General features: G+C 59.9%; 21 protein-coding genes. All 21 read left to right on the top strand.

The features are described from left to right. Nucleotides 1–12 precede the first annotated feature (12 nt). The 21 genes from SB725_RS17490 (at nt 13) to SB725_RS17390 (ending at nt 19,711) form a co-directional block, all read left to right on the top strand. The gene (locus tag SB725_RS17490) at nt 13–465 is read left to right on the top strand and encodes a head completion/stabilization protein (protein WP_410922399.1); all 453 of its coding nucleotides are present in this window, start codon (nt 13–15) and stop codon (nt 463–465) included. Then, entirely contained in the window at nt 465–911 is a 447-nt protein-coding gene (locus SB725_RS17485) for a phage tail protein (protein ID WP_410922398.1), read from the top strand. Before SB725_RS17490 ends, SB725_RS17485 begins: the two co-directional genes overlap by 1 nt. Then, the gene (locus SB725_RS17480) at nt 901–1,593 is read left to right on the top strand and encodes a phage virion morphogenesis protein (RefSeq protein WP_410922397.1); all 693 of its coding nucleotides are present in this window, start codon (nt 901–903) and stop codon (nt 1,591–1,593) included. Before SB725_RS17485 ends, SB725_RS17480 begins: the two co-directional genes overlap by 11 nt. A 12-nt stretch (nt 1,594–1,605) precedes the next feature. Then, nucleotides 1,606–2,847, top strand: a complete 1,242-nt coding sequence (locus SB725_RS17475) for a DUF2586 domain-containing protein (protein ID WP_410922395.1) — start codon at nt 1,606–1,608, stop codon at nt 2,845–2,847. A gap of 3 nt (nt 2,848–2,850) precedes the next feature. Beyond that, nucleotides 2,851–3,306, top strand: a complete 456-nt coding sequence (locus tag SB725_RS17470; protein WP_410922393.1) for a phage protein — start codon at nt 2,851–2,853, stop codon at nt 3,304–3,306. Beyond that, nucleotides 3,303–3,434 carry a hypothetical protein gene (locus tag SB725_RS17465; protein WP_410922391.1) on the top strand — a complete coding sequence of 44 codons (132 nt, stop codon included), beginning with the start codon at nt 3,303–3,305 and terminating at the stop codon, nt 3,432–3,434. Before SB725_RS17470 ends, SB725_RS17465 begins: the two co-directional genes overlap by 4 nt. Before the next feature lie 46 nt (nt 3,435–3,480). After that, nucleotides 3,481–3,732 (top strand): hypothetical protein, encoded by a 252-nt coding sequence (locus tag SB725_RS17460; RefSeq protein ID WP_008048496.1) that lies wholly within the window; start codon nt 3,481–3,483, stop codon nt 3,730–3,732. A gap of 3 nt (nt 3,733–3,735) precedes the next feature. Next, nucleotides 3,736–4,023 (top strand): putative phage tail assembly chaperone, encoded by a 288-nt coding sequence (locus tag SB725_RS17455; protein ID WP_410922389.1) that lies wholly within the window; start codon nt 3,736–3,738, stop codon nt 4,021–4,023. A gap of 20 nt (nt 4,024–4,043) precedes the next feature. Next, entirely contained in the window at nt 4,044–4,187 is a 144-nt protein-coding gene (locus SB725_RS17450; protein ID WP_410922435.1) for a DUF6890 family protein, read from the top strand. Nucleotides 4,188–4,217: 30 nt separating this feature from the next. Beyond that, complete coding sequence (locus tag SB725_RS17445) at nt 4,218–6,287, top strand: phage tail tape measure protein (RefSeq protein WP_410922387.1); 2,070 nt, start codon at nt 4,218–4,220, stop codon at nt 6,285–6,287. Next, nucleotides 6,284–6,601 (top strand): DUF2590 family protein, encoded by a 318-nt coding sequence (locus SB725_RS17440; RefSeq protein WP_102701202.1) that lies wholly within the window; start codon nt 6,284–6,286, stop codon nt 6,599–6,601. Before SB725_RS17445 ends, SB725_RS17440 begins: the two co-directional genes overlap by 4 nt. After that, entirely contained in the window at nt 6,598–7,773 is a 1,176-nt protein-coding gene (locus SB725_RS17435; RefSeq protein ID WP_410922385.1) for a baseplate J/gp47 family protein, read from the top strand. Before SB725_RS17440 ends, SB725_RS17435 begins: the two co-directional genes overlap by 4 nt. Then, on the top strand, nt 7,766–8,314 hold the full coding sequence (locus SB725_RS17430; protein WP_410922383.1) for a phage tail protein: 549 nt from the start codon (nt 7,766–7,768) through the stop codon (nt 8,312–8,314). The genes SB725_RS17435 and SB725_RS17430 overlap by 8 nt, the downstream gene beginning before the upstream one ends. Further along, complete coding sequence (locus SB725_RS17425; RefSeq protein WP_410922381.1) at nt 8,302–10,233, top strand: phage tail protein; 1,932 nt, start codon at nt 8,302–8,304, stop codon at nt 10,231–10,233. The genes SB725_RS17430 and SB725_RS17425 overlap by 13 nt, the downstream gene beginning before the upstream one ends. Beyond that, complete coding sequence (locus tag SB725_RS17420) at nt 10,233–10,721, top strand: phage tail assembly chaperone (protein WP_410922379.1); 489 nt, start codon at nt 10,233–10,235, stop codon at nt 10,719–10,721. The genes SB725_RS17425 and SB725_RS17420 overlap by 1 nt, the downstream gene beginning before the upstream one ends. Next, on the top strand, nt 10,718–11,632 hold the full coding sequence (locus SB725_RS17415) for a hypothetical protein (RefSeq protein ID WP_410922377.1): 915 nt from the start codon (nt 10,718–10,720) through the stop codon (nt 11,630–11,632). The genes SB725_RS17420 and SB725_RS17415 overlap by 4 nt, the downstream gene beginning before the upstream one ends. Further along, on the top strand, nt 11,629–12,174 hold the full coding sequence (locus SB725_RS17410; protein WP_410922375.1) for a DNA-binding protein: 546 nt from the start codon (nt 11,629–11,631) through the stop codon (nt 12,172–12,174). Before SB725_RS17415 ends, SB725_RS17410 begins: the two co-directional genes overlap by 4 nt. Then, nucleotides 12,171–12,860 (top strand): hypothetical protein, encoded by a 690-nt coding sequence (locus tag SB725_RS17405; RefSeq protein WP_410922373.1) that lies wholly within the window; start codon nt 12,171–12,173, stop codon nt 12,858–12,860. The genes SB725_RS17410 and SB725_RS17405 overlap by 4 nt, the downstream gene beginning before the upstream one ends. Beyond that, complete coding sequence (locus SB725_RS17400; protein WP_410922371.1) at nt 12,848–13,801, top strand: hypothetical protein; 954 nt, start codon at nt 12,848–12,850, stop codon at nt 13,799–13,801. Before SB725_RS17405 ends, SB725_RS17400 begins: the two co-directional genes overlap by 13 nt. A gap of 295 nt (nt 13,802–14,096) precedes the next feature. Next, a complete protein-coding gene (locus tag SB725_RS17395) occupies nt 14,097–15,254 on the top strand; it encodes an HD-GYP domain-containing protein (protein WP_410922369.1) in 1,158 nt (385 codons plus the stop codon). 56 nt (nt 15,255–15,310) lie between these two features. Further along, on the top strand, nt 15,311–19,711 hold the full coding sequence (locus SB725_RS17390; protein WP_410922367.1) for a response regulator: 4,401 nt from the start codon (nt 15,311–15,313) through the stop codon (nt 19,709–19,711). The last annotated feature ends 810 nt before the right edge of the window (nt 19,712–20,521 follow it).

Genomic DNA, 20,521 nt, shown 5'->3' with positions numbered 1-20,521 from the left:
GGAGGTCAGCACATGAGTTTTGGCGGCAAGCCGACCACCCTGGTGGACTGCACAATACCCAACGACGGATTCTGGCCGGACCTTGAGTTGGCCGAATTTCAGGCGTCCTACCGACTGCCGGCGGAATACCTGCCGAAGATGATGGTCGAGGGGCTGACGCTCGCCATGGGTGAAGTCAACCTGGACCTGGCCAAGCGTAAAACCGAATGGCAGGACATGGGATACAAGTCCCTGGAAGGCTCCGGCATGGAGTTGGAAACCTTCTACCTGGCCAGCTACCGGCGTGCCGCGTACTGCCGCGCCAAATCCTTTTTGCTCCAGCAGTTCGCCACCGTCAACCGCCGCGAGAGCGCCGAGAACCTGGGCAAAGAAGCCCCGGAACGACATGAGCTTTTTCTCTCCTACAGCCAGCAGTCCGTGCGCGTTCTGCAAGGCCGTGGGCGTGTCACCGCGGAACTGCTCTGATGGAAAAACTGCGCGCCCTGACCAAGTACCTGATCGACCATCGCGTGGTGGTCGCCGAGCAGCTCGAAAGCTGGGCGGAACAGGTCAACTTGTCGCTGGTTTGGAAGCCAGAAGAACTCGGCTTGCACATGGGCGACATGCGCTACCGCGCTGTGATTGTGCTTGAGCGTTTTGCTGACCACCCGGGGCGGCTGATGGCCTTGCTCGGCACCTGGCTGGTGAACAACGATCCCGACCGCCACCTGGATGAACTGCCGGCTCCAACCTTTGATATTGAGCAGATGGACCCGGATCTGGCGGATGTCGAAATCACGGTCGAATTTATCGAGCCGTTGCACCTGTCCGAATCGCCGGATGGCGAGTTTGAAGCCTTTGGTACCACTTGGGCCTTCGTGCCGTTTGACCTGTGGATTGCCGAGCGCGGGGAGGTGCTGTATGGCACGTAAACAAGCCATCAGCCTGACCGTCGAGGGCATGCTGGATGTACAGACCCAGCTGGCCATGCTGAGCCTGCCGCCCAAATTACAAGCGCGCTTGATGAACCGCGTTGGCCTGCGTCTGCGTAGCCAATGGCGGCAACGCGTGCGCAAGCAAAGCGACCTGCACGACAGTCCATTCCAGCCCCGCAAGTTTCGCAAGCAGGGGCAGAAGAAACGCATGCTCACCGGCCTGGCCAAGCGAATGGGCGTCAGACGCCTGGTCGGTAACGCCGCTGAAGTGGGTTGGGGCAACGCCAAAACCGCGATGATCGCGAGCGTTCATAACGCTGGTATGTCCTTGCGTGGCGGTGCTGACCAACTGAGCCGGCAGAAGGGCAAAAACACCCTCATGGCCACCCGCTTTCAGGCCAAACGCCTGCGGGTATTGGGCTACAAACGCGCCGTTCAAAACCCTGACAAAAAACGCCGTAAACCCCGCTTTATGCGACCCGGCGTGGCGTGGATCGAAGCGAACCTGAGTTACGACCAGGCCGGCCTGCTGATCCGTCTGCTTAAGGGCGACGACACTGGCCCCACCAGGTGGGACATCAATGTCCCAGGCCGTGAATTCTTCGGCATTGCCAGCCAGCAAGAGGTCAACGAGCTGGTGACCTACCTCATTCCACAAATCCTTAATTCACCGCGATAGAGGCCCCTTCCCATGGCTCTTGGCAAAGTAAGCGTCAACAACCTAAACCTCGGTCAAGGCCCGGTGACGGAGATCGAGCGTTATTTTCTGTTCATCGGTCCGGCATCCGCCAACATCGGCAAGCTGGTCGCGCTCAACACCCAGAGCGACCTCGATGTCGAGTTGGGCGTCGATGTCTCCGATTTGAAAACCCAGATTGCCGCCGCTCAGCTGAATGGCGGTGACCGTTGGGCCTGCATGGCCGCCCCAATTGAAACGGGTGGTGACTGGGCCGAGGCCCTGGACCAGGCCCAGCAGGCTGGCATCTCGGTCGAAGGCGTGATCATTACTACGCCTGTGACCACCGGTGCCGAGCTGACGGCGATGCAAGACAAGGCGACGGAAATCACCAGCGTATACGGGCGTCGCGTGTTCTTCATGGCGGCGTCCCGGGGCATCGACATTTCGGATCCGGCGCCACCGTTGAAAACAGCCGCTGCGTCGAAGGATCCGGACACCGTTGCGAAAGGCACACGCACGTCCCCCAAAGCGGCTCAAACCACCGAAGGGGAAACACCGGCGCCACGTATCCCCGAAGACTGGTCGACCTACCTGACAGCCCAGCGCGCTATCACCGCCGGTGTGGCGGCTCAACGGGTCATGGTCGTGCCGCAGTTGCACGGCAACGACCAGGGCGTCCTGGCCGGTCGCCTGGCCAATGCCCTCGTCAGCGTTGCCGACAGCCCGATGCGGGTTGCGTCCGGCCCATTGCAGGGCCTAGGGCCAGTGCCCGTCGACGCCGCCGGCAAACCGTTGCCAGGTAGCGTGCGATCCGAGCTGGACAAGGCCCGTTTTTCTGTATCGCAAACCTACCCGGATTACCCGGGTGTGTTCTGGGCCGACGGAAACACGCTGGACGCGCCGGGCTCCGACTTTCAGGTGATCGAGTACCTGCGCATCGTCGACAAGGCCTCGCGCCGTATCCAGGTGCTGCTGATTCAGCGGGTGGCGGATCGCCGGTTGAACAACACGCCCAACAGCATGGCCACCGCCACGCAGGCATTCATGACCCCACTGCGTGAGATGGCGCGTTCCGTCACGGTCAATGGCCAGGTACAGCCCGGCGACATCGAGTCGCCCAAAGACGGCGACGTGACCATCTTCTGGAAGAGCAAAACCTCCGTGGAAATCTACTTCACGGTCACCCCTTACAACTGCCCGAAAGACCTGACGGCATACATCGCCCTGGACCTGTCCAACGGCGAGGAGGAGTAACCCATGGGTGCGCGCATTGGCGGCAAAAACTTCGACGTGAACATTGGCGATCTGCAAATCCACGTCGAAAAAATTAGCCTGGACATCACCGACAACACCGCCGTCGCCCAAACCGGCGGCGTTCCGGACGGCCATGTGGACGGCGACGTGTCGGCCAGCGGCGAGATGGAGCTGGACAGCGGCAACTTCTCTTTGCTGATCGACGCGGCCCGTCAGGCAGGCAGCTTTCGAGCCCTTGAACCCTTCGACAGCGTGTTCTTTGCCAAGACCCCCAGCGAGGAGCTGCGAGTGGAGGCCTTCGGCATGAAACTGAAGGTGTCCAACCTGCTCGACATCGACCCCAAGGGTGGCGAAAAGAGCGTGCACAAAGTGCCGTTCGACGTCACGTCACCGGACTTTATTCGCATCAACGGTGTGCCGTATCTCGACCCAAGCGAGATCGAAGGCCTGCTCGGATGAGCAAGGTCGATAAGTGGTTGGTTCGTAGCACCTTGCTCAACTGCATTTTGGTTTTGCTGGTCCAGCTCGCCAATGGCGTCTATGACCTGGCACTCAATTACAGCCTGACCAATTGCACGTTTGGCTAAGACAGCGAGCTGCTCGCATGAGCGGCCCTGATGACTGGAGACGTCGATGGACCTTTCACCCGCCAGCGTCAGCGTGATGCTGCTGCTCACTGACTTGCTGGTGACCGGCGTGTTGGGTTTCCAGGTGTACCTGTTCCGGCAAATCAGTTTCGCCCGCCGTGAACACCTGGAGTTCCGCATCAAGATCGCCGAAGAGTACGTGCGCAATGAGCACCTGGATAAGGCGCTGAGCAAGCTGGAAGAGAATCTGGAGCGGCGTCTGACCGCACTTTTAAGCACTTCAAACAAACGGAACTGAGCAATGAGCGAACGACGCGAAATTACCCTGGAAGTCGGCGACAACGAATTCACCTTCGCCCTGGAACCGGTGGACGTGAGCAAGTACTTCAACCACCTGACGCCGACCAACAAGGTCGCGCCGGCCAACAATCTGCTGACCCAAACCGTCAAGCAGGAACAGTTGGCCAGCCTGCGCCCGCTGCTGGCCAATCCGGTGATTACCCTGCAACTGGCCGGCGCCCTATTGGAGGAATACACGCCGGACATTGAGATCAACGTAAAAAAGCGCTCGCCCGCGCCGAGCGCTTAAACGAAAACGCCCTGGGCCAGCTGATGGCCCTGGTCGACCGCTGGCTACCGGGTGAAGAGCCGACCACGGACAACATGGGCACGGCCAAGTGGCTGGACGACCAGTATTGGAGCCGCATGGAAATCGCCATCGCCAACGGCATTTCCCGGGCGTTCAAAGGGTAACCGGCCAGCACCTGGTCAACGGAGAGTTTCATGGCTGACAACAGCGCCAAGCTCAATTTCATCGTCGCGCTCACCGACATGGTCACCGGCCCGCTGGGCAAGGTGAACGCCAGCTTTACCGAGCTGGCCAGCGGTGCGCAAAAGGGTCTGACCCAGATGGGCGTGGGGGCGGCCGGCATGGTCGCCACCGGGTACGCGTTGCAAGCCGCCATGGGCCCCGCGATTGATCAGCAGCGGGCGTTGGGCGAAGTGAAGTCACTCGGCGTTGCCGCCGAGAGCCTGGACCTGCTCAACCAGAAGTCCCTGGAATTCGCCATCAATTATGGCGAAAACGCTCAGGCCTTCGTCCGCTCGGCCTACGACATTCAGAGCGCCATCGCCGGGCTCACAGGCACCCAGCTGGCCACCTTTACCAATGCGTCCAACGTGTTGGCCAAAGCCACCAAGGCCGATGCAGCCACCATCACCAACTACGTCGGCACCATGTACGGCATTTTCAAAGATCAAGCCGACGCCATGGGCAAAGGCGAATGGGTCGAGAACTTGGCCGGCGTTACGGCGACCGCTGTGCAGATGTTCAAAACAACCGGTCAGGGGATGAGTGATGCCTTCACCGCCGTCGGTGCCAACGCCACCGCTGCCGGCATTGGCTTGAACGAACAAGTGGCGATCCTCGGCACGCTGCAAGCCACCATGAGCGGGGGCGAGGCCGGCACCAAGTACAAATCCTTTTTGGCCGGTATCGGCAGCGCTCAGGGCAAGCTCGGTTTGAAGTTCACCGACGCCCAGGGCGCCATGCTGCCCGTCCTACAGATCCTCGACAAAATCAAAGGAAAATTTGGCGACACCTTGGATGTGGCCGAGTCGGACGCCTTGAAAGCAGCCTTCGGTTCCGATGAGGCCGTGAGCATGATCAAGCTGCTGATGGCCGACACCGACGGCCTGGCCAACAGTCTGAACGCCCTGGGCAAGGTCAAGGGCATGGAACAAGCCCAGACCATGGCCGAGGCCATGGTTGATCCTTGGGCGCAGTTTGCGAGCACGATCGAAGTGCTAAAAATTGCGTTCGGCCAGTTGATCGGCCCCGCGCTGACGCCCCTGCTGAAAATGCTCACCGAGGGCGGCGCGAAGATTCTCAAGTGGACCAATCTGTTCCCCCATCTGACCAAAGTGATTGGCATGACCGTCCTCAGCGTCATTGCGCTGATCGCCGCCATGTCGCTGTTCACCCTCGGCATGGGAATGGCCCAGGTGGTGATGAAGGGCTTCATTGTCATTCAGAAGATTTTCCGGATGGGCTGGCTCCAGACCGTGCTCGCCGTGGCGTCCAATATTCTTTGGGGCGCCCTGTACGTCGCGTTGCTCGGCGTCATGGCTATCGGCATGGGCACCGTCAGTGCCGCGATGATGATTTGGCAAGGGATCATCTGGCTGGTCAATGCGGCGATGTGGGCCAACCCCATCCTGCTGATCGTTGCCGGCATCGTGGCCTTGGTCGCAGTCGTCATTGCAGCCATTTACTACTGGGACGAATGGACGGCGGCGCTGCTCAACAGTGCCGCGTTCACCTGGCTGAATGAGCAATTTCTAGCACTGAGCAACTGGCTTGCCTCGTTCGGCACGCTGGCCAGCGAAGCCTGGAGCGCGTTCACCACCGCCTGGAGTGACCTGTCGGTGTTCGACCTGTTGGGCGACGCAGCCAACGGCTTGATCGAGCTGCTGAATCAGATTCCTGGCATCAATATCGAAACCCGCTTTGCGACGCCGACCGCCCCGGGCACAGCTGAAGCCTTGGGCGTCGCGACAGGTCCAGGCACACCCGAAGCACTCCACGGTGCGCTGGTGCCCGGCGTACCCGAGGCAATGCAGGCTGCCGACCAGGCCAACATGGCCACCAAGGCGCAGCAAACCATCAACGGCGCCATTCCCAGCCTGTTACCTGCTGGCCCCAGTGAGGTGCCCGCCGGCGGCTTGATGCAGTCGTTCCAGAACAACACCACGCAGAACAAGGGTACGCAGATTGGCAAGGTCGAGATCCACACCAGCCAACCGCTGTCGCAACACGAACTCGACAAGATGCTGGAGATGGCCGCCGGATGAGTGAATACGTCGACTTGCTGATCAGTGCCAACGACCTGGTGTTCGACCCATCGAACCAGCCTATGGAGATCGAGGACCGCGCCAGCATCGCCCAGGACATCGCTCACATGATTCGTGAAAGCGGCCTGCTGGTGACGCTGATCGCCGAGCGCAACAGCCTGCGTCAGCGCGATTGCATCCAGCAATTGGAGCTGATGGTGGAAGCGGACGAACGTCTGGTGCCGGGCACGGCGCGCATCACTCAACCGGGATACGGCCAGTACTTGATCGAGGCCGACACCATTAAATTTGGCAGCATCGAGGTGGCGTTTTGAGCGACGTAGATTTTCGTCAGGCATTGGCTGACGCCGGCATTCCGACCACACAGGAAGAGCTACAGGCTGCGTGGGAAAGTGAGATCGCCGAACAGGGCAGTCGCTTGAGCAACACCAGCGCCTGGTCGCCATTCTGGCGGGTGGTGACGGCCATCGTGACCGAACCGGTGATGTGGTTCATCGACTTTATGGTCGAAGTCTCGTTGCCCAACGCCTATGTCAAAACCGCCGAAGGTGAGTATCTGGAAATGCTCGCCTGGGCGGTTCAGGTGGAACCCATGGGCGCCACCAAAACCGAAGGCAATCTGCTGTTCACCCGTTCCAGCCCAGTCGGCACGCTGGAAGTGGCCGCCGGCACCCGCGTCCAGTCCGGCGCCATCAACGGCCATGTGTACGAGCTGTTGACCAGCCTGCCGGGCACCTTTACCGACGGCCTCACCCAGATCCTGATTCCGGCCATCGCCGCCGAACCGGGCAGTGGTTACAACCTCGCACCTGGTTACTACGCCATTTTGCCGGAGCCGGTACCGGGCATTGTCAACGTGGTCAACCTGGACGGCTGGATGACCGTGCCGGGCACTGACAAGGAGTCGGACGAAGACCTTCGACTGCGCACGCGCAACCAGTACTCGGCCATCAACCAGTGGAACACTGACGCGGTTTACCGTGCGCTCATCACCACCTTTCCCGGCGTACAACCGGACGGCGTGTACTTTGAACACGAAGCCCCACGCGGCCCCGGCAGCGCCAATGCCTTTGTGCTGTTTGAGGCCAACGTGCCGGCGGACAGCTACCTGGAAGAAATCAACGACTACATCCGCGACCAGGGCAACCATGGCCACGGCGACGACATGCTGGTCATGGCCATGCCCGAGACCCTGCATGACATCCGCATCTCGCTGTGGCCGGTGCTGAACTTGCCCAAAGAGCAATCCGACAAGCTGTTTGCCGACGTAGAAATGTTCATTCGCACAGCCTTTCGGGAAAGCACCCAGGCCGACTACCAGCCCACGCTGACCTATCCCCAGTCGCGATTTTCCTTCAGCCGCCTGGGCGAGGAGCTACATCAAACATTTCCCGAACTCGACTCGCTGCACTTCGACAACCTCGACATCGTGTCGGACCTGAATATTCCCCGCATCCAGACGTTGGAGGTGGTGGCCGGTGTTTAACCTCAAACTGCCGTTTTGGCTCGACGGCCCGGAGTTGGCCAAGCTCAAAGGTGCCGCACAAGCGTGGTGGGGCAACGTCGAGGGCTGGCTGAATTGGCCGCTGCATCAGATCGACCCTGACATCTGCCCGCTCTCTTTGCTCGACGTGCTCGCCTGGCAACGCGACATCACCCGCTTCCCCGGGGAGGCGGAAAGTTTGTACCGCCTGCGCATCAAGCACGCCTACATCAACGCCGTGGACGCGGGCAGTACGGCGGGTCTGAAAAGGATCCTGATGCGCCTGGGCGTCGGCCGCGTCGAGATTCAGGAACGCATGGAGGGCCGCGACTGGGACGTGGTGTTCGTGAAGATCACCGATGAACAGAGCGCGCTGCACTCTGACCTGCTGCGCGTGCTGCTCCGCAGTTACGGACGCACCTGCCGCCGATACGCATTTTTGACCGTCACCCCGCTGGATAACCTGCGGGTGTTCGCGGTGGAGTTCAACGACGACCAGCAAACCCTGATTGCCAGTTACGAGGAAGCCACATGGCCGCAATAACCATCGCCGGTGAAAACCTGATTGCCGAGAAGCAAGCCGCTCAAGAAGTCCTGGTAGTGAGCAAGTTTCTCTACGCCCTGGTGCCCGGACTCGATCCGGCCACTCCGGTAGATCGCTATGCGGGTAAGCCACCGCCCGAGCAGATCATGTACGAAACGGACATCACCAAAGGCGGCTATGTGGACCCCAATCAGGTGGTCTACAGCAGCATGATCGGCTCCAATGTCGGCGACTGGGACTTTAACTGGTTGGGCCTGGAAACCGCCGAAGGTGTGCTGTTAGCCGCGGCTTACACGCCGGTGCAGCAGAAGCGCAAAAACATCCCGAACCAGCAGATCGGCAACAACATCACCCGCAACATGATGCTGGTGTTCGACGGCGCGCAGTCGGTCACTGAGCTGACCATCAACGCCGACACCTGGCAGGCAGACTTCACGGTGCGCATGGCGGGCATGGACGAGCGCGAGCGCATGAGCAACCGCGACATGTTTGGGCGGGCCTGCTTCTTTGCCGACAGCTTGGCCCTGGTTTATCAGAACGAGCAGTTCACCATCCAGCCAGGCATTGCCTACGTGGAAGGCCTGGCACTCCATCAGCCAACCGGCGCTCTCATCACGCCACCGGCGTTCCCCTTTACCTTGTGGTACGACATTTCGCTGCAAGGTCAGTTGAGCGACGTGAAAGTGGTGCTGGCCACCACCTACGGCGACGCCCTGGTGGATTTCGCCGACAGTAATGGCGTGGCGCACTACCTGGTGCCGGTGGCCACGGTCCTCAGCACCACCGCAATCACCGACCTGCGCAGCACCGTTGAGCCCATTACCGGAGCTTTGATTCAGCATCTCGCGGCGCGCGTCGGTGACTATCCGGAGTTACGGGCTCGTGCCACCACCAAAGAGGATGTCGATCTGGGCAACTTGCCCAACGCCAAAAGCGACGATCCCAATTCGAACGACAGCGAGATTCTGGCGACCACCGCCGCGTTGCATGCGGTCAAGTCGAGCATCGAAACCGACCTTGCTGCACTTGGCTCAGCCGCGTACCTGGATGCTCAATCCGATCTATACGATGAAACGCCCGATGCGCTGATGAAGGTCGGAGCGTTCGGCTTGGGCGGGCCCGCCTATATGGCGGGTGCTGTAGATATTGGCGACCTGAACACGGTGTCCGCCCTCTATTACGTCGGTGGTGCTACGGGAGCGCCAGATGGTGAGCTCTATGAGGGTTGGGTTCGCGTCTCGGTTATTACACCGGGGCAATACGCCTTTCAGGAGCTATATGGGTTTAACGACCAGACCCTGTACCGCCGGGCCTTGATTGCCGGTGTTTGGGACGAATGGAAAACGGTCTGGGATACATCAAATTTTGACCCTGCCTTGTACGCAGCACTGAGTGCCCCGGCTTTCGTCAATGGCATACAGGTTTCTGGTCACGCCAACCTCTTGAACACGGCAAACGTTGGCACTGATATATCTATAGGAGGCACGGCCTATGCTGCGGGCATGTTGTCCTACGGCAACATCACAGCCAACGCAGGACTTTACGCAGGTGGCGGTTGTTATTCCGGCTCCGGTGTTGCCATGTTTGGCACTGATGGCAATAGTTACGGGCCAATTTGGGGCGGCTATTTAAGTAGCTGGCTCGCTGCCAACTATATCGCTTACTGGAATTTGATGTCCCAAATAGCGGCGCAACCGATCGGCGGCGTGGGTACCTATGGGATGTTTATTGTTGTTAAGAATATAAACACGGGCGCAATACCACCGGGAACATTAGTGGAAGGGGGGTATCTGGGTTGGTCAAACGCGGGTGGCGAGAACTATGGGGCTCCCGGCGGCACTTGGATGGTATGCGGGGGCGTTTCAAATAGTTCTGCGGGGAATGTCTTTTCAACAACTATTTGTAAGAGAGTCGCCTAATGCTTGGCCAAACTATTGAACCACAAGTTGTTCCTGAGTTTGTTCCACCGGATATACCACCGCCACCTGAGCCACCTGCACCGTGGGTTTATGAAGTCAAAAACCTGAAGCAGTTTAAGGATGGGGCTGTTGACTGTGAAGTTCTTCACGAAGTGTACGGTTGGATTCCATTTACGGCAGTTCCAGGTGATGACGCCCCGGCCACTGTAGCGGTATTCAATTATATTGAGGAATACAGCGTCGATGTTGGTGCCCTGCCAGTAAGCCCTGCAATCGCTGTCCATGCTGAACATGCTGAGCGTTCGTGGCGTGATCATGAGCTGACAGTTGCGGACGTGGAACTGCTGAAAGCAGAAGACGCTGATCCTGCTTCTGCGAGCACACCTGCCCAGTGGCGGCAGTACCGCGTGGACCTTCGCAACTGGCCCCAGTCGCCAGACTTCCCGGATTCCACCCTGCGTCCAGTAAGGCCGAGGGAACAGCTATGACCTGGTCATCGGTGACCATGCAATGGCCCAGTGAGGCCACCCAATGGGTCGAAGGACTGGACGAGGCCAAAGTCCTGGCCAGCAGTGAGATCGCCAAGACAGAAGAGCGCCTGGCCGGAATGACGGCCACCACCAACCCGGGCCCCGTGGGTTCCGCCGCGCAAGAAGCCATCGACGTCGGGCGCGCTGCTATGACTGAGCAACTGGCTACCGCGCCGGCCAGCCTCGTGGTAACGCCGTTCCAAAGCGGCATGGGCCAGGGCCGGGGATATCAAAAGTTTCTCTCGGCACCCAACCTGCTGGAGGCGCTGGCCAACAAGCTCACCGACACCGATGCCGGCCGTCCCGAAGGCGAGCAGTATGGTTTGTGCGTGCTGTTTCTCTCGACACGCTTCGACCAGTTCGCCGCCACCCTGAACCGCTTCAATTCCTTGCTCCCCACTCCGGATCTGGAGCGCGCCGAACGTCGGGCCGCAAACATCGCACGGCTGGAAGCGGAGAAGTGGACGCTGCCCACGGCCGAGACGCTGCCGCGCTGGGGAGCGTTACCGCTGGAGCGTTGCACCGTAACCCGGGTGTCCCAGCAGACGCTGAACAGTCAGCTGGCCATCTACGAAAGTTATGCTGCCGACACTTCCCCCATGGCTGACCTGAGTGCCTTGGCGACCCGCAAGGCTGAGCAGCAGGCCGCCTCTGATCAACAGTTGAAAGACCTGCAAGATGCGCTGGCCGACGGTGTGCCCGATGCCACGATGCAAGCACGCATGATCGGCCCTGGGGATGCCGCTGAGTTGCGTCGGCAACTGCTGGAAGGCCCCACGCCTGGCTATGAATGGGTGCTGTGTGCCGGCCTGTTGTTGCTCGGCAGTAAAGAGAGCCTGACCTTTGTGCAGGAGCTGATCGGGCTATGACGTTGCTACTCAACGGCGAGAAAGTTCAGGGTAAGGGCCTCAAGGTCATGGCCACCCTGACCATTGAAAGCGAAGACCTGTCAGGCCAGACCAGCAACACGGCACAGGCACACAAGGGCTTCAAACCCAAAACCCTCAGCGTCACGCTGATGATTCCCTACCGCGACGAGTCCGACCTGCGCAACTTGATGCGCCAGGCCAGCTCAACCGCCGGCGGCGGACAGCTCACGGTCTATCGGATCGTCAATCGCACGGCCTCGGCCTTCGGTGTGCGCGAGGTGCAGTTCCGCGACAACGTGAACGCCAATGAAGACGACAGCCTGCGAGCCTGGCGCGTGCAATTCAACCTGATTGAAAAACTGTCGATACCGGAGCGCGTGGAACAACGCAGCCCGAGTAATCCAGTCGTGCAGCAGAGTGCACCAGGACAACCCGTCTCTGTTACATCCGGCGCAGAAGGTGGCAGCGCACCCGTCGAGATGGACGGATTTGAGAAAGTCCTGAAGTCCGTTGACGACTGGTTAAAGCCGGTAACGCCATGAACTTGCACAAAGTGTTGACCGTCGACGGCGTGTCCTATCCCCTCTGCAAAGATGAAACACGTCTGGACCATCACGCCCCCGGGCGCGCCAGTTTCACCATTACCGCCAGCGAATCCGTACACGGGTTGGTGACCTTCGACATCGGCTACAACGACAGCCCACTACAGCGCCATTTTTTGGGCTACGTGGAGCGTTGCACTGCCGCCAACAGCCAACAACAAGTCCTGCTCTGTCGTGAACTGTCCGCCGCACTGGAAATCCCCATGCCGCTGAACCTGCGTCATGTGGACTTGCACGCCGTCCTGGCCGCGATCAGTGAGCGCAATGGCCTGCGCTTTCGGGTTCCCGACCAAGCCTACGCCCACACCAAAACCGCGTTTTTCTTCAACTTGGCCAATGGCGTGCAAGCCATCGACAGCCTCGGCAAAGTATTTTCGATCCCTGATTTTATGTGGCAGCAGCAGGGTGACGGCGAGATCTACGTAGGCAGTTGGGCCGACAGCTTTTGGGGCCAGCGCCAGCCGCTGCAACTGCCCCGCGAACTCTTTGACAGCTACAACAGCAACCAGAGTGCCGTGATTGCCGCACTGCCTGGGATTCGTCCTGGTGCGCCGATTAACCAGGGCGAACGCATCACCGCCGTAACCCTCACCGAAAGCCAGATGAGCATCAAATGGAAGACGTAATCCGCCGCGTTGTTGACCGCCAGTATCCCGAACTGACCGGTGGCTATCATCTGCCGCGCTTTGCCCGGGTGGTGGCCATCCCCGACCCACCCACAAACGCGGGGCTGTGTGACGACTTCCGCCCACGTTTCGCCGCAGACCTTGAGGTTCTGGGGCCTGACGGCGAGCCCGATACGGCATTGCCACTGCTCCAGGGCGTGCCGCTGCCGTTGCCGATGGGTGGCGAGTCCATGGGGATCTACGGCCTTCCCGATGAAGGCACGATGGTCGTGGTGTCGTTTGCCTACGGCCTGCCGCACAACCCCTTTGTCCTAGCCATCCTGCCCCAGGGATTGAGCCTGCCCAGCCTGCCCAAAGGCGATCAGGTCTGGCAGCACAGCGAAGCGGTACAGCAGCGCGTCGACGCAGATGGCAACTGGCTGCGCCAGACCGATGGCCAGATCCATGATCAGGCCAGCGAGCGCCGTGTGGAGGCCCTGGAGAACACTGAGCACTACCAGCGCCACTGCGTGACCGTAGATGACCACAGCATCGAGTCAGTGGGAGGAATCAAAAAGATTGAGGCCTTGGGCTCGCTCAAGCTGCTCTCGGGCGGTTCCGCCAGCCTGGCGGCCGTGGACGACCTGCATCAGGCCACCGGGCGCGACCTGAATCTGGTCGTGGGGCAGAAGCTCAATGCTTCGGTGGGTGGTGATATGGAAGAGCGCATCACCGGCCTACGGCGCAGTGTGGCGGAAAAGACCTGGTTGGGGTCGGAGGAGGTGAACGCGTTGCAGATCCTGTGTGACCTGCTCGATTTGGTGACGGCGATGAACACGCAGCTGGCCGGCCATACGCATGTACCTGGGCCAACCCCTAGTCCGAGCGATGCGGGGGCCTTCCTCGAAAATGCAGCACAGGCCACAGCTCTGGTCGATCAGTTAAAAGTCATTACTCTGTAACGGGCAGCAACGGCCAATAGGGGACGTTCGTCTTCGTTCGCGTACGACCCAAGCTACTACTCATACAAGAGGTGCCGGAGTCTCGGAGACTCTTTCCTTTGAATGGTGGTCAATCACGCATCGTAGCCAGTGAGGCTACATGGCCACATTCGCGTTTTGATACTTCTACGCTTCCCAGCGTAGCTCTGCAGCTGGTACGGCAGCCCCAGAGAAGTACAGCTAAGCTGTCCTACATTGAGGGGGCAGAAAAATGTCACCCTTGGGATATCAGCATCTGGCAAGGGAGCCGTTCTCCATGAGTGCCGAACAGAGTCCTCACCCTCAGGCTACGTTACTGGTAGTCGACGACACACCTGATAACTTGATGCTGATGACCGATCTGCTAAAGGATCGCTACCGTGTCAAGGCTGCCAATAGTGGTGAGAAAGCTCTCCGGGTGCTGCAGGGAGACTCACTACCAGATTTGATTTTGCTTGATGTCATGATGCCGGGACTATCCGGCCACGAAGTTGCGGACCAGCTCAAGCACGATCCGCGAACCCGCGATATTCCCATCATTTTCCTCACCGCCCTGGCGGCAATCGAGGATGAGATTCATGGCCTGGAATTGGGCGCGGTCGACTACATCACTAAACCGATCAATCCATCATTGGTTCTGGCGCGAGTGGATACCCAGCTCAAGATCAAGGCCGCGGCGGACTTCCTGCGCGATCAGAATGACTACCTGGAAAAGGAGGTGGAGCGCCGCACCCGCGAGGTGATGGCCATCCAGGATGTGACCATTCAGGCCATGGCCTCCCTGGCGGAGACGCGCGACAACGAGACCGGCAACCACATCCGGCGGACCCAACACTACGTGAAGGTGTTGGCTGAGCAGTTGCGCGATCATCCTCGCTTCAACCATTTTCTCAACGACGAGACAATCCGCCTGCTGTTCAAGTCGGCGCCGTTGCATGACATCGGCAAGATCGGCATTCCTGACCATATCCTCCTCAAGCCGGGGCGTTTCACCGCTGAGGAGTTCGAGATCATGAAGACACACACCACGTTGGGGCGTGATGCCATCCAGCGCGCAGAAGATCAACTTTGTATTCAGGTGGACTTCCTCAGTCTGGCCAAGGAAATTGCTTACAGTCACCAGGAGAAATGGGACGGTAGCGGGTATCCCCAGGCGTTGGCGGGCGACGAGATTCCCATCAGCGCCCGGCTGATGGCGGTAGCGGATGTCTATGACGCCTTGATCAGTCGACGGGTCTACAAGCAAGGGATGCCCCATGAGGAGGCTGTCGAGATCATACGTCAGGGACGGGGCTCACATTTCGATCCTGACATTTGCGACACCTTCCTGGCGAACGTCGAACAGTTCCAGGCCATAGCGCAACGTTTTGCCGACAGCGACCAAGACATGGCCAAGCAAGTGGCGGCTCTGGAGCGTATCGCCCAGAAACCTTGAGCGAGCCCTACAATCGCCTTCGCCAGTTTCTTTCATCGTGGTCATCGGGGTATGTCATGGTCAGATTGCGCACGTTGCTTGAGCGTCTTCCGCTTCGCCACAAGCTGATCCTCGGCTTTGCCACGCTCTTGCTTTTAGTACTGGTACTCGGCGTACAGAGCTTGCGCACCCAGGAGTCGCTGAAGCAGGACATGCAGAACCTCTACCGCCAGGAACTGGTGGGTATGGAGCACTTGCACGAGGCGCGGGTGCAATTGCCGCACTTGGTGCAGACGGTGCAGCGGGCCGTGGGGACGAACAGTGCGGATATCCGCATCGAATCACTGAAACAGCTACATGATATTCAAAGCCGTCTACAGCAGGCTCTTGCCCAGGCCAAACCCACCCTCAGGCGTCCGGAGAATCTCGCGCGTCTCGCGGAGTTTGATGTGCTGCTGCAACAGCTCCAGCGTGATAGCGAACAGGCCTTCGAGCTAATTGACGAGGGGCGTCAAGGCCAGGCGTTACTGCTGCTCAACAGCAGTGAATTCCAACAGCTCGACCAGAAGGCGGACGCCCTGTTGTACGCGGTAGCCCAGATCAAGGAAGCCTCGATCCGTGATACAGCCAAGGACATTGCCGACTTTGCCGAGCGCAGCACGACGCAGACCTACATTCTGCTGCTTGGTGGATTGTCGCTGGCGCTGCTGCTTTGCTGGCTGGTCAGCCAGTCGATCCGCAACCCGCTCAATCGAGTGCGAGCCGCCGTGGACCAGTTGGCTGCGGGAAAGCTCGACCAACCGATTCCACATACGGAATTGAACAATGAAACAGGCGACCTGGCGCGAGCCATCGCCAAACTGCAAATCGAGTCGCAACAGCTGGAGCGCCAGCGGTCGGTCAAGGCGCAAATCGCCCAATTGCAGATCGATCTGCAGCAGGCAGAGGCGCCCGTCGAACTGACGAAGGTATTCCTGCAGCATATGGCGAACTTGCTCGGCATTTGTCAGGGCGTTCTCTATAGCGCCCACCCGGACGCCACCAGACTGGTGTTGATGGGCGGCTATGCCACCGATTCCGAGCGGCCACCGCAGGCACAAGTCATGTTCGGCGATGGCCTACTGGGCCAATGCGCAGTCGATCGCCAAGCCCGTCAGATGCTGGCGCTGCCGGAACGATACTGGCGCCTGCACTCGCAGCTCGGCGAGATTCCGGCCACTTGCCTCCTGCTGCAACCGATCCTGCGTGGCGAGCGGCTGCTGGGCGTGCTTGAACTTGCCGGATTAGAAGCCTTGAATGATGACCAATCATTACTGCTTCAGGAAGCCACCCCTCGCTTGGCTGCGGCGATGGCGATCCTGGAGCGTAACCAGGCCGTCCAGGCATTGCTGGAAGAAACCCGCCGTCAAGCCGATGAAATGGCCGGGCAAACGCTGCTGTTGGAGCGTCAGGCTCAGGAGCTAGAAGCCCAGCAATCGGCACTGCGTGCCACCGAGGCCTGGTATCGCGGGATTATCGAGGCGGCACCGGACGGCATGCTGGTGGTGGGCGCTGACGGACGCATCCTGCGGACCAACCAGCAATTGGATCGGTTGTTCGGCTACAGCGCCGGCGAGTTGGTGGGCGAGGCGATCGAGCGTCTTGTGCCGGTCGCGAGTCGCGGTCACCACGTCGAGCTGCGCAATGGCTTCATAGCCCATGGTGATACCCGGCAGATGGGGGCCGGTCTGGACGACCTGCAGGGTGTGCGCAAGGACGGCAGTCTGTTTTCAGTGGAGATCGGCCTGTCACGTCTGCCGAGCCTGGAAGGTCGCGGTATATGCGTGTGCGCCTCGGTGCGCGACGTCAGCGAGCGTCGTCAATTGCAGGCAGCGCTCAAAGTCAGCGAAGCGCAACTGCGCGCGGTGCTCGACAGCAGCCCGGTGGCCATGCTGATCAGGGACATTGAAGGCCGTCCGACCTACTGCAATCCGCAGTTCGAACATCTGTTCGGCGTCGATATTGTTCAACTCGCAGGGATCGAACCGAGCCGTTTCTGGGTCGATCAGCAGGCACACCAGCGCTTCGTCGAGGCGGCGGAGCAGGGCGCGGTGCTGAACTTCGAGGCCACTCTGCAGCGCAGTGAGGGAAAGCGCTTCGATGTGTTGGTCTCGGCGGTGACGCTGGAGCAGCGCGAGCAAATCATTCGCGCCAATTGGTACTTCGACATTACCGACCGCAAGGCCGCCGAGGCCGAAGTGCATCTGGCACGGGAGATAGCCGAGGAAGCGACCCGGGCCAAGAGCGATTTCCTGGCCACCATGAGCCATGAAATCCGCACGCCAATGAACGCCATCATCGGCATGAGCCACTTGGCCCTGCGCACGGACCTGGACCATCGGCAGCGCAACTACATCGAGAAGGTACACCGCTCGGCGGAGAGTCTGCTGGGGATCATCAACGACATCCTGGATTTCTCCAAGATCGAGGCCGGCAGGATGCACCTCGAGTACATTCCTTTCCACTTGGAAGACGTGCTCGACGGCTTCGTCAGCATGATTGGCCTGAAGGTCGAGGACAAAGGCCTGGAGCTGCTGTTCAGCACCCCGGCGGGACTGCCGACTGCGTTGATCGGCGATCCGTTGCGCCTGGGCCAGGTGCTGATCAACCTTGGCAACAATGCAGCAAAGTTCACCGAGCAAGGCGAGGTCGTGGTGGGCGTGGAGCGAATGGGTGGCGGCGAGGAGCAGGCACAGCTGCATTTTTGGGTCCGCGACAGCGGCATCGGCATGAGCCCCGAGCAATGCAGTCGGCTGTTCCAGCCGTTTAGCCAGGCTGATAGCTCCATCACGCGCAAATACGGTGGCACCGGCCTGGGCCTGGCCATCTCCAAGCACTTGGTGGAGCTGATGGAGGGACGTATCTGGGTGGAGAGCGAGCTCGGTCGTGGCTCCATCTTCCATTTCGAGGTGAGCCTCGGCGTGCAGCGCGACGCTCAGCCGCGGCGAATGTTTACTGCCGATGAGCTACTAGGCGTTCGCGTGTTGGTGGTCGACGACAACGCCAGCGCGCGCGAGATTCTCTCCAGCATGGCGCGCAGTTTTGGCGTCGAGGTGGATGTGGCAGAGAGTGGGAGGGTGGCATTGGGGAGGTTGGTCGAGGCGGAGCGAAATACATTACCCTATGACTTGGTGTTGATGGATTGGCGGATGCCCGGCATGGACGGCGTGGAGACGGTGCGTCAGATGCACGCCGCCAATCTGGCACAAACACCTTCGGTCATCATGGTCACCGCATTCGGGCGCGAAGAGGCACGCGAGGAGGCCAGCCGGCACGGCATCCAGTTGCCGGTGGTACTGACCAAACCGGTCACCCCCTCGACGCTGCTCGAGGCCATTGGCACTGTGCTTGGCAAGACTCCCCAGGCCGATACTCGGGCCGGCGAACGATCCGGGCAAAACGCCGGCGCCATGGCCAGCCTGCGTGGAGCGCGCTTGCTGCTTGTCGAAGATAATGAACTGAACCGCGAACTGGCCTGCGAGCTGCTGGGCAGCGCTGGCATTGAACTGTGCGTGGCCATCCATGGCGAAGAGGCACTCGACCTGTTGGCGCGCGACGACGATTTCGACGGTGTATTAATGGACTGCCAGATGCCGGTCATGGACGGCTACACCGCTACCCGCAGGATTCGCGAGCAGTCACGCTGGATGGGGTTGCCCGTTATCGCAATGACTGCCGACGCCATGGCGGGAGACCGTGAGCGAGCCCTGGCTTGTGGCATGAACGACCATATCTCCAAACCGCTGAACGTCGAAGGCATGTTCGTTACTCTGGCCAAGTGGATTCACCCCAAGCCCGGTCGTACCGCCCACGCAACCGAAGTCTCCCCCCTCCCCGAGGTCGCCTCCATGGGCCTGCCCGTGGAACTTGCAGGTATTGATCTGGCTGCCGGCCTGGCCACTAGTATGGGCAAGGTCGAACTCTACCTGCGCCTGCTCCGCAAGTTCCGCTCCAGCCAGAGTGCTTTCCGAGCCGAATTCTTGGTCGCACGAGGCGATGAAGATCCTACGGCGGCAACACGACTGGCCCATACCCTGCGTGGCACTGCGGGAAACATTGGTGCCAAAGCCGTCGCGGACGCTGCCATCGCCTTGGAGCAGGCTTGCCTGGCCGGCGCCCAGGAGGAGATCGTAGTTGACCGGCTGTTGGCGGTGGAGCGTTGCCTGAATCTGGTGCTGGAAGGGTTGGTGGGGCTAGCGGAACCGCAGCAGTCCACCGAGTCGGTGCCTGCGTCACATTCTGAAGCCGAGTTGCGGGAGCGGTTGGCCCAAGTCAGGGACCTGCTGGCCGAAAGTGATACACAAGTGCTGGCAGTCCTACACCAATTACAGGGGCTGGCGTCAGACCCCAGGGTGGCCGAGCAGTTGCGTCGGATCGTCCAGCACGCCGAGCGCTTCGATTTCGACCAAGCCCTGGAGCTATTGGAGAACCTGACCTGACTCAGCCAAAGGAACCGGAGAGTCGGGGCGAAGGTGCCTCGCTTCTACCTAAACCTCTTCAGGGATACCTGATTGCCAAGTCGATGCCGGAGGATCAAATGGCTACGTTTATTTGTGAATACAGCAACGTTTGGAATGTGTGAGGGTGGCCGTCCGTTGTGGGTCGATTGCGGCCCGTACTTAGAGCAAGGACAGGTAACCGCGTGCGGTTCTGTCAGATAAATACTTCCACCAAGAAAGCGTAGGCAAGAAACGCACTTTTCCCCCTCCCGCCGACGGGCTTCTCGTCCTTTTTTTGTGCAAATCCGAATGTAGTGCAAACGAACCTACAGCCCAGGCGTGCCGTGGGGCTCCGCAGGTGATCGGCCATTGCACCAAGTGCATAGTTTTGAGTGGAAATGCAGCGTGTTTGCACATCGACGGGCGGGGAGGTCACGTAAGGGGGCTGCGTTGGACCCCAGCTTTCAATGGGCGAAAACTTTTAAAACATGGGTTTCAGAGTGTTTTCAAAAACGTGCCCGTACTTTTCAAGGCGGGGATTGGTCGTGTACGGGCAGAGGCTGAGTTTCCTGAAAGCCAAGGCTGGCGATGGCTATGGCGGGTTTGATGGATTTCATTCCGCGAAACAGCCTTTTGCCTACTTCGCTATCCCCGAGTGCGGGGAGAATGTTAACCAATACCCAGCGTTAACTGGATGGCGAACGTGGGTAATTGCACGGACTTGCCCACCCATTTGCATTCGACCTGAGCAATTATTTGCATCGGATTTGACCATCACACTGCGTGGCCATGACCGGCAGAAAACGACCC

This window comes from Pseudomonas sp. SIMBA_041, from assembly GCF_046535095.1.
GTDB lineage: Bacteria > Pseudomonadota > Gammaproteobacteria > Pseudomonadales > Pseudomonadaceae > Aquipseudomonas > Aquipseudomonas mucoides.
This window is presented reverse-complemented; position numbering and strand designations above follow the sequence as displayed.

Excerpts from the sequence above, each read along its gene's own strand:
- SB725_RS17485 (WP_410922398.1), top strand. The coding sequence starts at position 465 with ATGGAAAAACTGCGCGCCCTGACCAAGTACCTGATCGACCATCGCGTG.
- SB725_RS17480 (WP_410922397.1), top strand. The coding sequence starts at position 901 with ATGGCACGTAAACAAGCCATCAGCCTGACCGTCGAGGGCATGCTGGAT.
- SB725_RS17390 (WP_410922367.1), top strand. The coding sequence starts at position 15,311 with ATGGTCAGATTGCGCACGTTGCTTGAGCGTCTTCCGCTTCGCCACAAG.
- SB725_RS17470 (WP_410922393.1), top strand. The coding sequence starts at position 2,851 with ATGGGTGCGCGCATTGGCGGCAAAAACTTCGACGTGAACATTGGCGAT.
- SB725_RS17475 (WP_410922395.1), top strand. The coding sequence starts at position 1,606 with ATGGCTCTTGGCAAAGTAAGCGTCAACAACCTAAACCTCGGTCAAGGC.
- SB725_RS17460 (WP_008048496.1), top strand. The coding sequence starts at position 3,481 with ATGGACCTTTCACCCGCCAGCGTCAGCGTGATGCTGCTGCTCACTGAC.
- SB725_RS17395 (WP_410922369.1), top strand. The coding sequence starts at position 14,097 with ATGAGTGCCGAACAGAGTCCTCACCCTCAGGCTACGTTACTGGTAGTC.
- SB725_RS17405 (WP_410922373.1), top strand. The coding sequence starts at position 12,171 with ATGAACTTGCACAAAGTGTTGACCGTCGACGGCGTGTCCTATCCCCTC.
- SB725_RS17445 (WP_410922387.1), top strand. The coding sequence starts at position 4,218 with ATGGCTGACAACAGCGCCAAGCTCAATTTCATCGTCGCGCTCACCGAC.
- SB725_RS17440 (WP_102701202.1), top strand. The coding sequence starts at position 6,284 with ATGAGTGAATACGTCGACTTGCTGATCAGTGCCAACGACCTGGTGTTC.
- SB725_RS17455 (WP_410922389.1), top strand. The coding sequence starts at position 3,736 with ATGAGCGAACGACGCGAAATTACCCTGGAAGTCGGCGACAACGAATTC.
- SB725_RS17425 (WP_410922381.1), top strand. The coding sequence starts at position 8,302 with ATGGCCGCAATAACCATCGCCGGTGAAAACCTGATTGCCGAGAAGCAA.
- SB725_RS17490 (WP_410922399.1), top strand. The coding sequence starts at position 13 with ATGAGTTTTGGCGGCAAGCCGACCACCCTGGTGGACTGCACAATACCC.
- SB725_RS17420 (WP_410922379.1), top strand. The coding sequence starts at position 10,233 with ATGCTTGGCCAAACTATTGAACCACAAGTTGTTCCTGAGTTTGTTCCA.
- SB725_RS17410 (WP_410922375.1), top strand. The coding sequence starts at position 11,629 with ATGACGTTGCTACTCAACGGCGAGAAAGTTCAGGGTAAGGGCCTCAAG.
- SB725_RS17400 (WP_410922371.1), top strand. The coding sequence starts at position 12,848 with ATGGAAGACGTAATCCGCCGCGTTGTTGACCGCCAGTATCCCGAACTG.
- SB725_RS17465 (WP_410922391.1), top strand. The coding sequence starts at position 3,303 with ATGAGCAAGGTCGATAAGTGGTTGGTTCGTAGCACCTTGCTCAACTGC.
- SB725_RS17415 (WP_410922377.1), top strand. The coding sequence starts at position 10,718 with ATGACCTGGTCATCGGTGACCATGCAATGGCCCAGTGAGGCCACCCAA.